Genomic DNA, 14,062 nt, shown 5'->3' with positions numbered 1-14,062 from the left:
TTGTGCGCCGCAGGGGCGGGTTCTATAGACGGGCGGCCGGTGGGCCGTGGCACAATTTCGGCAGAAGGGGCCGTCCTCGGGACGGCTGATCTCTAGAATCGCATGAGCGCAGCCGCTGCCTTCTTCTACCTGTTCGCAGGTGTGACCATCGCCTCGGGCTTCATGGTGATCGCCTCGCGCAATCCCGTGGCCTCCGTGCTCTTCCTCATCCTGGCCTTCGTGAACGCCGCCGGGCTGTTCGTGATGATGGGCGCCGAGTTCCTGGCGATGATCCTGGTGGTCGTCTACGTCGGCGCGGTGGCGGTGCTGTTCCTGTTCGTCGTGATGATGCTCGACGTGGATTTCGCCCAGCTGCGCCAGGGCTTCCAGCAATACCTGCCCATCGGCGCGCTGATCGGCGCGGTCTTCCTGATCGAGCTGCTGCTCGTGGTGGGCTCCTGGACCATCGATCCGGGCCTCGTGCAGGCGCCCCTCGGTCCGGTCGCCAGCGCCGAGGCGGTGACCAACACCCAAGCGCTGGGCCGGGTGCTCTACACGGACTACGTCTTCTTCTTCCAGCTCGCCGGCCTGATCCTGCTCGTCGCGATGATCGGCGCCATCGTGCTGACCCTGCGCGACCGACCGGGCGTCAAGCGCCAGAACATCGCCGTCCAGAACGCGCGCACGCAGACCATGGCGGTGGAAACCCGCAAGGTGCCCTCGCGCCAGGGCGTGGAAGTCTGATGGCCGGCGGACCTCGAACGGCAGAGACCGGGAGCCACATCCGATGATCGGCCTGAGCCATTACCTGACGGTCGCCGCGATCCTGTTCACGCTGGGCGTGCTCGGCATCTTCGTGAACCGCAAGAACGTCATCGTCATCCTGATGTCCGTTGAGCTGATCCTGCTGGCGGTGAACATCAATCTCGTCGCCTTCTCCACCCACCTCAACGACATCACCGGCCAGGTCTTCGCCTTGTTCGTGCTGACGGTCGCGGCGGCGGAGGCGGCCATCGGCCTCGCCATCCTCGTCGTGTTCTTCCGAAACCGCGGTTCGATCGCGGTGGAGGACGTCAACATGATGAAGGGCTGACGCGGGACCGCGACGCCACCCGATTCGACGCCCGGCAGCGCGGTGCGCGCGCCGCCGGGGCGGTGACACGAACCCCACAGGGCGCCGCTCGGGCTCCCCGCGCATTGCGCGGGGACCGGGCGCACCCAGGAGGCCGGACAAGCCAGCGATGTATCACGCGATCGTCTTCCTCCCGCTCGTCGGCGCGCTGCTCGCCGGCCTGTTCGGCCGCCAGCTCGGCCCGAAGCTCAGCGAGGGCATCACCACCGGCCTCCTCGCCTTCTCGGCGCTGCTGTCCTGGGGCGCCTTCCTGGAGGTGCCGGGCACCGAGCACGCCACCCGCGTGCAGGTGGCCACCTGGTTCACCGCCGGCGACCTCGTGGTCGACTGGGCCTTCCGCATCGACACCCTGACGGTGATCATGCTGGTGGTGGTGACCTCGGTCTCGACCCTCGTGCACCTCTATTCCATCGGCTACATGGAGGAGGATCCGCACCGGCCGCGCTTCTTCGCCTACCTGTCGCTCTTCACCTTCGCCATGCTGATGCTGGTGACGGCCGACAACCTCGTGCAGATGTTCTTCGGCTGGGAGGGCGTCGGCCTCGCCTCCTACCTGCTGATCGGGTTCTGGTACGAGAAGCCTTCCGCCAACGCCGCGGCCATGAAGGCCTTCATCGTCAACCGCGTCGGCGATTTCGGGTTCTCGCTGGGCATCTTCCTCGTCTTCGTGCTGACGGGCTCGATCGCCTTCGACGGCATCTTCGCCCGCGCGCCCGAGATCAAGGACGCGACCTTCCACTTCCTGGGCTACGACTGGAACGCCCTGACCCTCGCTTGCCTGCTGCTGTTCATGGGCGCCATGGGCAAGTCGGCCCAGTTCCTGCTGCACACCTGGCTGCCGGACGCGATGGAGGGGCCGACCCCCGTCTCCGCGCTGATCCACGCCGCCACCATGGTGACGGCCGGCGTCTTCATGGTGGCGCGCCTGTCGCCGCTGTTCGAGCTCGCCCCCAACGCCCTCGTCGTGGTCACGGTCATCGGCGGCATCACGGCGTTCTTCGCGGCCACGATCGGCCTCGTGCAGAACGACATCAAGCGCGTGATCGCCTACTCGACCTGCTCGCAGCTGGGCTACATGTTCGTGGCGCTCGGCGTCGGTGCCTACTCGGCGGCCGTCTTCCACCTCTTCACCCACGCCTTCTTCAAGGCGCTGCTGTTCCTCGGGGCCGGCTCGGTCATCCACGCGATGCACCACGAGCAGGACATGCGGAACATGGGGAACCTGCGCCGCTACATCCCCTTCACCTCGGCGATGATGACCATCGGCACCCTGGCGCTGATCGGCTTCCCCTTCACCGCGGGCTACTATTCGAAGGACGCCATCATCGAGGCGGCCTACGCCTCGACGCGGCCCGGGCACACCCTGGCCTTCATCTGCACCGTCGTCGCCGCGCTGATGACCTCGTTCTATTCCTGGCGCCTGTTCTTCATGACCTTCGAGGGACCGGCCCGCTGGGCCGGCCACGGGGCGCACCACGACGACACCCACGCGGTGGCGCAAGCCGCCGCCTCGACCCAGGCCGACGGCGCCCCGGGCCACCACGAGGGCGTCGCCCACGACGATCACGGCCACGACGTCGAGCCGGCCTCGCACAGCGCCATCGAGCACCACGACCATGCGCACACCCCGCATGAGAGCCCGCTGGTGATGACGATCCCCCTCGGCATCCTGGCCTTCGGCGCGCTCTTCGCCGGCCTGATCTTCAAGAACCGGTTCATCGGCGAGGGCATGGACTCGTTCTGGGGCCACGCCCTCGGCCACGGCCCCGACAACCACATTATGCACGACATCCACGCGGTGCCGGCGCTGGTGGCCTATTCGCCCTTCATCATGATGCTGATCGGCTTCGTGCTGGCCTACTGGATGTATATCCGCCGGCCGGAACTGCCGGGCCAGCTCGCCGCCCAGCAGCCGAGCCTGTACCGGTTCCTCCTCAACAAGTGGTACTTCGACGAGCTCTACGACCGGATCTTCGTCCGCCCGGCCAAGGACTTCGGCAAGTTCCTCTGGAAGGAGGCCGACGGCCGCGTCATCGACGGCATGGGCCCGGACGGCATCGCCACCCGCGTCCTCGACGTGACCCGCGGCGTGGTCCGCTTCCAGACCGGCTACGTCTACCACTACGCCTTCGTCATGCTCGTCGGCGTCGCCGCCCTCATCAGCTGGTACATGCTGACCGGCTTGCCCAAGGTCGCCCATTGATGGCCGCCGTCACGTATCGGAGCGCCCGCTCATGTTAGGCCTCGGAATCCTGTCCGGCCTGCTCATCGTGCCGCTCTGCGGCGCAGCCTTCATCCTCACCCTGGGCGAGGAGACGGAAGCCGCGAAGCGCAACGCCCGCTGGGCCGCACTCATCACCACGCTCGCCACCTTCCTGCTCTCGCTGGTGGCCTGGGGCCGCTACGACGCGACCACGGCGAACTTCCAGCTCGTCGAGACCCATGCCTGGCTGAGCGAGGCCACCCGGTTCAAGCTCGGCGTCGACGGCTTCTCGATGCCGCTGATCCTGTTGACCACCTTCCTGATGCCGTTCTGCATCGGCGCCTCGTGGCTCTCGGTGAACGTCCGGGTGAAGGAGTACTTCGTCGCCTTCCTCGTCCTCGAGACGACGATGATCGGCGTGTTCTGCGCCCTCGATCTGGTGCTGTTCTACCTGTTCTTCGAGGCCGGCCTGATCCCGATGTTCCTCATCATCGGCATCTGGGGCGGCAAGCGGCGCATCTACGCCAGCTTCAAGTTCTTCCTCTACACCCTGCTCGGCTCGGTGCTGATGCTGCTCGCCATCATGGCGATGTACTGGCACGCCGGCACCACCGACATCCCGACCCTGCTGCACACCCGCTTCCCCGTGGAACTGCAGACCTGGCTCTGGCTGGCTTTCTTCGCCTCCTTCGCGGTGAAGATGCCGATGTGGCCGGTCCATACCTGGCTGCCCGACGCGCACGTGGAGGCGCCCACCGCCGGCTCGGTGATCCTGGCGGGCATCCTCCTGAAGATGGGCGGCTACGGCTTCATCCGGATCTCGCTGCCGATGTTCCCGGACGCGAGCCACGCCTTCGCCCCGATGGTGTTCGCCCTCTCGGTGATCGCGATCATCTTCACCTCGCTGATCGCCCTGATGCAGACCGACATCAAGAAGCTCATCGCCTACTCCTCGGTGGCGCATATGGGCTTCGTGACGCTGGGTCTCTTTACGATGAACGAGCAGGGCATCCAGGGCGCGCTGTTCCTGATGATCTCGCACGGCATCGTGTCGGGCGCGCTCTTCCTCTGCGTCGGCGTGGTCTACGACCGGATGCACACCCGCGAGATCGCGGCCTATGGCGGCCTCGTGAAGCGGATGCCCCTCTACGCGGCGGCCATGATGGTCTTCACCATGGCCAATGTCGGCCTGCCCGGCACTTCCGGCTTCGTGGGCGAGTTCCTCGCCATGATGGGCGCCTTCCGGGCCAACCCGACGGTGGCGTTCTTCTCGGTCTTCGGCATCATCCTGTCGGCCGGCTACGCCCTCTGGCTCTATGCCCGCGTGATCTACGGCAAGCTCGAGAAGCCCAACCTGCAGGGCATCCTCGACCTGGACCTGCGCGAGAAGATCATCATCGCGCCGCTCGTCGCCCTGACGATCTATTACGGCGTCCACCCGGCCCCCGTGCTCGACACCTTCGCGCCCTCCACGGACGCGTTGATGCAGAGCATGCGGACCGCGCTCTCGAACACGCAGACCGCCGCGGCCACCCTGCCGCCCGCGTCGCGCTGAAGGCTTGACCCGATGAACGCCGCTCAGATCGTCCTGCCCGCGCTCGGGCCCGCCCTGCCGGAGCTGATCCTCAGCGTCGGCGTGCTGGTGCTGATCCTCTACGGTGCGTTCCGGGGCGAGCGCTCCGCCGAGGGCGTCAATGTCGGGGCCCTGATCCTGCTGGTGGTGGCGCTGTTCGCGGTCATGTCCCAGTCGGGCGCCAAGGTCACGACCCTGAACGGCTCCTTCATCGTCGACAACTTCTCCAAGGTGATGAAGGCCCTGATCCTGCTGGGCTCGGCGGCCACGATCCTGCTCTCGCGCGACTATTTCCAGCGGGAGCGCATCGACCGGTTCGAGTTCCCGATCCTGCTGATCCTCTGCACCATCGGCATGATGGTCATGGCCTCGGCCAACGACCTGATCGCGCTCTATCTCGGCCTGGAGCTGCAGTCGCTCGCCGCCTACGTCATCGCGGCCTTCCATCGCGACAACCTGAAGTCGACGGAAGCCGGGCTGAAGTACTTCGTCCTCGGCGCGCTCTCCTCGGGCATGCTGCTCTACGGCGCCTCCCTGGTCTACGGCTTCACCGGCACCGTCTCGTTCCCCGGCATCGTCGCGGCGCTGGACGGCACCGCGGGCTTCGGCATCGTGCTCGGCATCGTCTTCGTGGCGGCCGGCGTCGCCTTCAAGCTCGCGGCGGTGCCGTTCCACATGTGGACGCCCGACGTCTACGAGGGCTCGCCGACCCCCGTGACCGCCTTCTTCGCCTCGGCGCCCAAGATGGCCGCCATGGCGATGACGGTGCGCCTCTTCATCGGCGCCTTCCCGGACGTGACCGCGATCTGGCAGCAGATCATCGTCTTCGTGGCGATCGCCTCGATGGCGCTGGGCTCCTTCGCCGCCATCGGCCAGCGCTCCCTGAAGCGCCTGATGGCCTATTCCTCCATCGGCAATGTCGGCTACGCCCTGGTGGGCCTCGCCGCCGGCTCGCAGGAGGGCATCAGCGGCGTCGTCGTCTACATGATCATCTACCTGGCGATGACGCTGGGGGCCTTCGCGGTGCTGCTGTCGCTGCGCCGCGGCGGCCGGATGTTCGAATCCGTCGACGACCTCGCCGGGCTGTCGCGCACCCATCCGGTCATGGCCTTCTGCCTCGCCGCGATGATGTTCTCGCTGGCCGGCATCCCGCCGCTGGCGGGGTTCTTCGCCAAGTACTACGTCTTCCTCGCGGCCATCAAATCGGGCCTCGTCGCCCTGGCGATCATCGGCGTGGTCACCAGCGTGGTGGGTGCATTCTACTACCTGCGCCTCGTCAAGGTGATGTATTTCGACGAGCCGGTCGCCGCCTACGAGCCGATGCCGCCGGGGGCCCGCATCGTCCTCGCCCTGGCGAGCCTGGTCGTGGTGCTGCTCGGGATCGTGCCCGGTCCCATCGTGGGCGCCGCGGGTGCCGCCGCCAAGTCGCTGTTCTAGGTCCTTGAGCGGCTACGTCCTCGGCACCCGGGCGCGGGGGGAGGGGCACCGCCTCCACGTCCACGAAAGCCTCGGCTCCACCAACACCGAGGCGCTGGCGCGCTTCCGCGACGGCGAGGCCGGGCCGCTCTGGGTGGTGGCGCGGCGGCAGGAGGCCGGACGGGGCCGGCGCGGCAACAGCTGGCTGTCCGAGCCCGGAAACCTGACCGCGAGTCTGCTCTGGCCCGTGGACGACGTGGAGCCCGGCCAGGTGCCGACCCTCGGCTTCGTCGCCGGCCTCGCCCTGGTCTCCGCCCTCGCGGCGGCCGGCGTCACCGGGTGCCGCCTGAAGTGGCCGAACGACGTCCTGGCCTCGGGCGCCAAGCTGGCGGGGCTCCTGCTGGAGGCCGAGAGCCGGCCCGGCGGGCGCCGCGCGGTGGTGATGGGCTTCGGTGTCAATGTCGCTGCGACGCCGCAGGGCTTGCCTTATCGCGCCACGTGCCTCAGGCAGATGCAGTACGACACGCGCGCCGAGGATCTGTTCGTCCACCTGACGGATGGAATCGTCGACGCCGCGCGGCTTTGGGCGTGTGGCTACGGATTCGCGAGGATCCGCGAGCGCTGGATCGCGGACGCGGCCGGAATCGGCGCGCCGGTTTCGGTGCGCATGGGCGACACGTCCGTACAAGGAATTTTCGAGACGATCGACGAGGCAGGGCGGCTCGTGGTCCGATCGGAGGATGGGACGCGACGGACCGTGACGGCGGGCGAGGTGCATCTGGGAACGGCCGCGACGGCGGCTTGAGGTTTGGACGGACAATGACGACAGGGCAAGACGAACTCGTCTTCGTGCCGCTCGGCGGCGTGGGCGAGATCGGCATGAACGCGGCGCTCTACGGCTTCGGCCCCCCGAAGCGGCGCAAATGGATCATGGTCGATTGCGGCATGGGCTTCGCCGGCGAGGAGGGATTCCCCGGCATCGACCTGATGTTCCCGGATCTCAGCTTCATCGAGGAGCGCAAGGACGACCTCCTCGCCATCTTCATCACCCACGCGCACGAGGACCATATCGGCGCGATCGGTGAGCTGTGGCCCAAGCTCAAGGCGCCCGTCTACGCGACGCGCTTCGCCAAGAACCTTCTGGAGGCCCGCCGCCTCAGCGAGCCGGGCGCGCCCAAGGTGATCCTCAAGGAGATCCAGGCCGGCCGCCGGGTGCAGGTCGGTCCGTTCGAGATCGAGTACGTGCCGGTCTCGCACTCGATCCCCGAGTCGAACGCGGTCGCCATCCGGACGCCGCACGGCCTCCTGCTCCACACCGGCGACTGGAAGCTCGATCCAACCCCGATCCTCGGCGACGTGACCTCGGAGACCGCCTTCCGGGCGCTCGGCGACGAGGGCATCCTGGCGATGATCAGCGATTCGACCAACGTCGTGCGCGAGGGGCGTTCCCCGAGCGAGGCGGAGGTCGCCGCCACCCTGCGCGAGCTCATCGCCGACGCCCCCCACCGGGTCGCGGTGACGACCTTCGCCTCCAACGTCGCCCGCATGCGGGCCGTGGCCGAGGCCGCCCAGGCCTGCGGCCGCGAGGTCGTCGCGGTCGGCCGCGCCATGGACCGGGTCATCGCGGTCGCCCGCGAGTGCGGCTTCCTCGACGGGCTGCCCGAGTTCCGGTCGTCGGACAGCTACGGCTACCTACCGCGCGACAAGGTCGTGGCCCTGCTCACCGGCTCGCAGGGCGAGGAGCGGGCCGCGCTCGCCCGCGTCTCGCGCGACGACCATCCGGACATCACCCTCGCCGCCGGCGACCGCGTCATCTTCTCCTCGCGGGCGATCCCCGGCAACGAGCGGGCGGTGGGCGCGATCATCAACGACCTCGTCAATGCCGGCATCGAGGTGGTCACCGACCGCACCAAGCTCGTCCACGTCTCGGGCCACCCCCGGCGCGACGAGATGGCGGAGATGTATGCCTGGACCCGGCCGCAGACCGCGATCCCGGTCCACGGCGAGGCCCTGCACCTCGACGAGCACGCCCGCTTCGCCCGGGACCAGGGCGTTCCGAACATCGTCAAGGCCCGCAACGGCAGCGTCGTGCGCCTCGCGCCCGGCACGCCGGAGATCGTCGACCACGTCAAGGCCGGGCGCCTGTTCAAGGACGGCAACGTCCTGATCGACGCCAAGGACCGGGCCATCCCCGAGCGCCGCAAGCTCTCGCAGGCCGGCCTCGTCTCGGTGGCCATCGCCATCGACGTCCAGGGCGAGATCCTGGGCGAGCCCGCGATCGACATCATCGGCCTGCCCAATCGCGGCCGGACCGGCCAGGCGATGCTCGACGTCGTCGTGGAGTGCGTGTCGCGCACGCTCTCGGGGCTGTCGAAGCCCAAGCGCAAGGACGCCGAGGGCGTCGAGAAGGCCGTCGACCGCGCGATCCGCTCCGCGGTGAACGAGGTCTGGGGCAAGAAGCCCGCCTGCCACGTGCAGGTGGTCGAGGTCTAATGGGCGAACCCTCCCCCCCTCTGCGGGGGAGGGGTGTCGCCGATGCGGGTGGGTTGCGCGGGACGTCGGCGCGCAGCACACCGTCATCCCGGGGCCGCGCAGCGGAGCCCGGGATCCAGAACCATAGGTTTCGTCGCGTCCGGCACCGTCGGCAGCTCTGGATTCCCGGGCTCGCCTGCGGCGCCCTGGAATGACGCCGCGGTGCCATCGATATCGCCCGCTTCGACGGGGGAGGGGTGGCGGTCGGGATTGAGGGAAGGAAGGGGAGGACACCATGATCGGACGCCTGAACCATGTCGCCATCGCGGTCCGCGATCTCGACGCTGCCTGCGCCATCTACCGGGACACCCTCGGGGCCACCGTGACGGAGCCGCTGCCGCAGCCCGAGCACGGCGTCACCGTGGTGTTCGTCAACCTGCCCAACAGCAAGGTCGAGCTGATGGCGCCGCTGGGCGCGGGCTCGCCCATCGAGAGCTTCGTCGAGCGCAACCCTAACGGCGGCGTCCATCACGTCTGCTACGAGGTCGACGACATCATCGCCGCCCGCGACAAGCTCAAGGCCCAGGGCGCGCGCGTCCTCGGCACCGGCGAGCCGAAGATCGGCGCCCACGGCAAGCCCGTTCTCTTCCTCCACCCGAAGGACTTCCTCGGCACCCTCGTCGAGCTGGAACAGGTCTGAGCCGGATGGGCGCCGTCCTCCAGGCCCTGGCAGCCTCCACCCTGCGCACCGTCGGCGTGATGGTGGTGGTGCTCGCCGGGGTGGTCGCCCTCGCGGTGGGCCTGTTCAAGCTCTCGGTGTTCGGCGCGCTCGCCCTCTACTTCGTGGTCTGGTGGACCCTGCTCTTCGTCATCCTGCCCCTCCGCAACCAGGTGGAGACCGACCCGGAGCGGATCGTGCCCGGCCAGGATCCCGGGGCGCCCGCCGTCCCGCGCCTGCGCGAGAAGGCGATCTTGACCTCGCTTCTGGCGAGCGTCGTCTTCCTGGTGGCGATCCAGGTCTTCGAGCTGGCCGGCCTCTGAGGGGGGTCGGCGTGGTCCGGTCGAACCGGACGTGAGCCCGCGCACGGACGTAAGGTCACGCCGCCGTCGTCTTCCAGACCGGGCGCGTCGCTGCCCCCGCGAAGAACGGACGTCGCGCACGCGGGACATCGAACCACGGCCGCAATGACAGCACCGCGTCATTCCGGGGCGCCGCAGGCGAGCCCGGAATCCAGAACCGCCGACGGTGCAAGGTCTTGCGCCACCTGTGTTTCTGGATCCCGCGTTCCGCTGCGCGGCCCCGGGATGACGGCGCGTCGGCGTGAGACGTCGGTCGGACCGCGACGCAGTGGCGACAGCCTCGCGCAAGCGTCGAGACATAAAAAAAGCAAGGCCTAAGCCTTGCTTTTATGAAGATGGTCGTTTGCTCAGCCTCGATTGTCTCACGCATTGCTGACGGCGTGGCGGCTGAAATTCCTCCCGAGACTCGGACCGTGTGGCGCCACTGCTTGGGCGGCGCATCCATCACGGACGCGCTTATAGGAACAACAATTCTCATTGTCACCTGCTTCGTGAGACATTCCTGCGCTTTTCTACCGGAATGGGAGGCGGCGCTTGCGAGCGGAGCCTGGCGCGCGGGCAACGTTCGGCCGGACCACCCTGCCTCCTGAGGGCGAAACGCCACGCGGCGGACCCGTGTCACCCCTCCGCGCTTGTGTTTTCCCGATGCAATGTGTTGTGTGCCCCGGCGTACCGCCGACCCGCTGGCACGCTGTTTCCAGGGCCTTTCATGCGTCTCTCCCGCTACTTCCTGCCGACCTTGCGCGAGACGCCCAAGGAGGCCGAGATCGTCTCCCACCGCCTCATGCTGCGCGCCGGGCTCGTGCGCCAGGAGGCCGCCGGCATCTATGCCTGGCTGCCGCTGGGCCTGCGCGTCCTGAACAGGGTCTGCGCGGTGATCCGCGAGGAGCAGGACCGGGCGGGCGCCATCGAGATCCTGATGCCGGCGATCCAGTCGGCCGAGCTCTGGCGGGAATCCGGCCGCTACGAGGCCTACGGCAAGGAAATGCTCCGCATCTCCGACCGCCACGACCGCGAGATGCTGTTCGGCCCCACCGCCGAAGAGGTCGTCACCGAGATCTTCCGCGGCAGCGTGCGCTCCTACAAGGACCTTCCGAAGAACCTCTACCAGATCTCCTGGAAGTTCCGCGACGAGGTCCGGCCGCGCTTCGGCACCATGCGCTCGCGCGAGTTCCTCATGAAGGACGCCTATTCCTTCGACATCGACCAGGCCGCCGCCCGCCACGCCTACAACCGGATGTTCGTGGCCTACCTGCGCACCTTCGCGGGCCTCGGCCTGAAGGCGATCCCGATGCGGGCCGACACGGGTCCGATCGGCGGCGACCTCAGCCACGAGTTCATCATCCTGGCCCAGACCGGCGAGAGCGAGGTCTACTGCGACAGCCAGTACCTCGATTTCGAGGTCCCGCCGGTGACCACCGACTTCGAGGACGTCGCTGCGCTCCAGGGCACCGTCGACCGCTGGACCTCGCTTTACGCCGCCACCTCCGAGATGCACGAGCCGGCGGCCTTCGCCGAGGTGCAGGCCGACAAGCAGATGGCCGCGCGCGGCATTGAGGTCGGGCACATCTTCTACTTCGGCACCAAGTATTCCGAGCCCATGGGCGCCAAGGTCACCGGTCCCGACGGCGTCGAGCGCCCGGTCCACATGGGCTCCTACGGGATCGGCCCGAGCCGCCTCGTGGCGGCGATCATCGAGGCTTCCCACGACGAGGCCGGGATCATCTGGCCCGACGCGGTGGCGCCCTTCGATGTGGCGCTGATCAACCTCAAGACGGGCGATGCCGCCACCGACGCCGCCTGCGGCGAGATCCAGGCCACCCTCGAGGCGGCCAGCCTCAGCGTGCTCTACGACGACCGCGACGAGCGCCCGGGCGCCAAGTTCGCCACGGCCGACCTCATCGGCCTGCCCTGGCAGGTCATCGTCGGCCCCCGCGGCCTCGCGGAGGGCAAGGTGGAGCTGAAGCGTCGGGCCGGCGGCGAGCGCGAAAGCATCGCCCCGATCGATCTGCTCGCCCGCCTGAAGCGGCTCTGAGGCACCCCATGGCGGCGACCCTCACGGACAGGCTTGCGGGCCTTCGCGCCCGGTTCCGGCGCGGGAGCACGCCCCCCTTCGCCGGGTTCGAGTGGATCATCGCCGGGCGCTACCTGCGGGCCCGGCGCCGGGGCGGCGGCGTCTCCGTGGTGGCGTTCTTCTCGCTCCTCGGCATCGCCCTGGGCGTCGCCACGCTGATCATCGTGCTCTCGGTGATGAACGGCTTCCGCACCGAGCTCCTGTCGAAGATCGTCGGCATCAACGGCCACGTCTTCGTCGCCCCGATCGACAAGCTCTTCACCGACTATGCCGACCTGTCCGAGCGCCTGTCGAAGGTCGCCGGGGTGCGGGCGGCGATCCCCCTGGTGGAGGGGCAGGCCTTCGCCTCCTCGCCCTATGGCGGCGCCGGCAGCGGCGTGCTGGTCCGCGGCATCCGGGGCGAGGACCTCGACAAGATCGGCGCCATCGCGAGCAACATCAAGGGCGGCAGCCTGGAGGGCTTCGACGACGGGTCGGGCGTCGCCATCGGCCGGCGCCTGGCCGAATCCCTCGGCGTCCAGGCCGGCGACCAGATCAACCTGCTGACGCCGAAGGGCGCCTCGACGCCGTTCGGCACGGCGCCGCGCACCAAGGGCTACACCATCAAGGCGATCTTCGAGATCGGCATGACCGAGTTCGACTCGACCTTCGTGTTCATGCCCCTGACGGAGTCCCAGGCCTTCTTCAACCGGGACGCCGATGTCAGCCTGATCGAGATCTACCTCGACAATGCCGAGGCGGTGGGCACGATGCGGCCCGACCTCGAGATGGCGGCCGAGCGCCCGGTGCTCCTCACCGACTGGCGCCAGCGCAACCGGACCTTCTTCGGCGCCCTGGAGGTGGAGCGGAACGTGATGTTCCTGATCCTCAGCCTGATCGTCGTGGTCGCGACCCTGAACATCATTTCGGGACTGATCCTGCTCGTGCGCGACAAGTCCAGCGACATCGCCATCCTGCGCACCATGGGGGCGACCCCCGGCACCATCATGCGGGTGTTCCTCATCAACGGCGCGCTGATCGGCGTGGTGGGGACCCTGAGCGGGCTGGCCCTCGGCATCCTGATCACGATGAACATCAAGGGGATCCAGCGGGTGCTGTTCCCTTCCGCCTGGGACCCCACGGTGCGCTTCCTGGCCGAGATCCCGGCCGAGATGAACGCCAACGAGATCACCGTGGTGGTCGTCACCTCCATCGCCCTGTCGCTGATCGCGACGCTGTATCCCTCGTGGCGCGCCGCCCGGCTCGATCCGGTGCAGGCCCTGCGCTACGGTTGAGGCCCGAGCATCCATGACCACGACAGCCGAGGCGCCCGGCGCGCAGCCGGTCCCGGCCCTGTTCTTCGCCAAGGTGGAGCGGCGCTACGCCCAAGGGGCGGGGGCCCTCGAGATCCTGCGCCAGGCGGATTTCGCGATCTGGCCGGGCGAGCTCGTCGCCCTGGTGGCGCCCTCGGGGGCCGGCAAGAGCACGCTGCTGCACCTCGCCGGCCTGCTGGAGCGCCCCGACGGCGGCGAGATCTACATCGGCGGCCGTCCGACCGCCGCGATGGTGGATTCCGAGCGCACCCGCCTGCGGCGCGAGGAGATGGGCTTCGTCTACCAGTTCCACCACCTCCTGCCGGAATTCTCGGCCCTGGAGAACGTGGTGATGCCGCAGCTGATCCGCGGGCTCTCGCAGCGCGAGGCGCGGGCGCGGGCGGACGAACTCCTGAGCTTCCTCGGCCTCAAGGAGCGCCTCCAGCACCGGCCGGCCGAACTCTCGGGCGGCGAGCAGCAGCGCGTCGCCATCGCCCGCGCGGTCGCCAACGGCCCGCGCCTGCTCCTGGCCGACGAGCCCACCGGCAACCTCGATCCGCACACCGCCGCCCACGTCTTCGGCATCCTGGTGGCGCTGGTGCGCGCCTCCGGCCTCGCCGCGCTGATCGCCACCCACAACATGGATCTCGCCGCCCGCATGGACCGGCGCGTGACGATCCGGGACGGGCTGATCGAGCAGCTGCCCTGAGGGCCGGGCACGGATATCAATGGCGGCGGATCGCTGGACCGCGGAGGTCCGACGCCTTCGCGTGAGCACGCGGAGCCGATCCGCGACCGCTGGCCAAGGCGACGGGATTTACCGGGCCGTAACCACGATGCG

Annotated in this window: 12 protein-coding genes; all 12 read left to right on the top strand. The window is 68.6% G+C overall.

Annotation, left to right across the window (positions count from 1 at the left end):
* The first annotated feature begins 102 nt into the window (after positions 1-102).
* The 12 genes from ASF41_RS03710 to ASF41_RS03655 all read left to right on the top strand — a co-directional run bounded on the left by ASF41_RS03710 (position 103) and on the right by ASF41_RS03655 (position 13,930).
* On the top strand, positions 103-723 hold the full coding sequence (locus ASF41_RS03710; RefSeq protein ID WP_056214617.1) for an NADH-quinone oxidoreductase subunit J: 621 nt from the start codon (positions 103-105) through the stop codon (positions 721-723).
* 43 nt (positions 724-766) lie between these two features.
* Positions 767-1,072, top strand: coding sequence for an NADH-quinone oxidoreductase subunit NuoK (gene nuoK, locus ASF41_RS03705; RefSeq protein ID WP_055947368.1), 306 nt, complete (start codon positions 767-769; stop codon positions 1,070-1,072).
* A 148-nt stretch (positions 1,073-1,220) separates the two neighbouring features.
* The gene (gene nuoL / locus ASF41_RS03700; protein WP_056490908.1) at positions 1,221-3,314 is read left to right on the top strand and encodes an NADH-quinone oxidoreductase subunit L; all 2,094 of its coding nucleotides are present in this window, start codon (positions 1,221-1,223) and stop codon (positions 3,312-3,314) included.
* Between the two features lie 31 nt (positions 3,315-3,345).
* Positions 3,346-4,869, top strand: a complete 1,524-nt coding sequence (locus ASF41_RS03695; protein WP_056214623.1) for an NADH-quinone oxidoreductase subunit M — start codon at positions 3,346-3,348, stop codon at positions 4,867-4,869.
* A 12-nt stretch (positions 4,870-4,881) separates the two neighbouring features.
* Positions 4,882-6,324 (top strand): NADH-quinone oxidoreductase subunit NuoN, encoded by a 1,443-nt coding sequence (gene nuoN / locus ASF41_RS03690; protein WP_056214627.1) that lies wholly within the window; start codon positions 4,882-4,884, stop codon positions 6,322-6,324.
* A gap of 4 nt (positions 6,325-6,328) precedes the next feature.
* Positions 6,329-7,108, top strand: a complete 780-nt coding sequence (locus ASF41_RS03685) for a biotin--[acetyl-CoA-carboxylase] ligase (RefSeq protein WP_056490904.1) — start codon at positions 6,329-6,331, stop codon at positions 7,106-7,108.
* 14 nt (positions 7,109-7,122) lie between these two features.
* Positions 7,123-8,796 (top strand): ribonuclease J, encoded by a 1,674-nt coding sequence (locus ASF41_RS03680; RefSeq protein WP_056214634.1) that lies wholly within the window; start codon positions 7,123-7,125, stop codon positions 8,794-8,796.
* 274 nt (positions 8,797-9,070) lie between these two features.
* On the top strand, positions 9,071-9,475 hold the full coding sequence (mce, locus tag ASF41_RS03675; RefSeq protein ID WP_056214637.1) for a methylmalonyl-CoA epimerase: 405 nt from the start codon (positions 9,071-9,073) through the stop codon (positions 9,473-9,475).
* Positions 9,476-9,480: 5 nt separating this feature from the next.
* Positions 9,481-9,816, top strand: a complete 336-nt coding sequence (locus tag ASF41_RS03670) for a DUF1467 family protein (protein WP_407067250.1) — start codon at positions 9,481-9,483, stop codon at positions 9,814-9,816.
* A gap of 748 nt (positions 9,817-10,564) precedes the next feature.
* Positions 10,565-11,890, top strand: a complete 1,326-nt coding sequence (proS, locus tag ASF41_RS03665) for a proline--tRNA ligase (RefSeq protein ID WP_056490901.1) — start codon at positions 10,565-10,567, stop codon at positions 11,888-11,890.
* A gap of 8 nt (positions 11,891-11,898) precedes the next feature.
* A complete protein-coding gene (locus tag ASF41_RS03660; protein WP_056214648.1) occupies positions 11,899-13,203 on the top strand; it encodes a lipoprotein-releasing ABC transporter permease subunit in 1,305 nt (434 codons plus the stop codon).
* Between the two features lie 13 nt (positions 13,204-13,216).
* A complete protein-coding gene (locus ASF41_RS03655; protein ID WP_056352471.1) occupies positions 13,217-13,930 on the top strand; it encodes an ABC transporter ATP-binding protein in 714 nt (237 codons plus the stop codon).
* The last annotated feature ends 132 nt before the right edge of the window (positions 13,931-14,062 follow it).

This window comes from Methylobacterium sp. Leaf111, from assembly GCF_001423285.1.
In the GTDB taxonomy this organism is placed as follows: domain Bacteria; phylum Pseudomonadota; class Alphaproteobacteria; order Rhizobiales; family Beijerinckiaceae; genus Methylobacterium.
The sequence above is the reverse complement of the archived record's forward strand: the minus strand, read 5'-3'. Positions and strand labels throughout refer to the sequence as shown.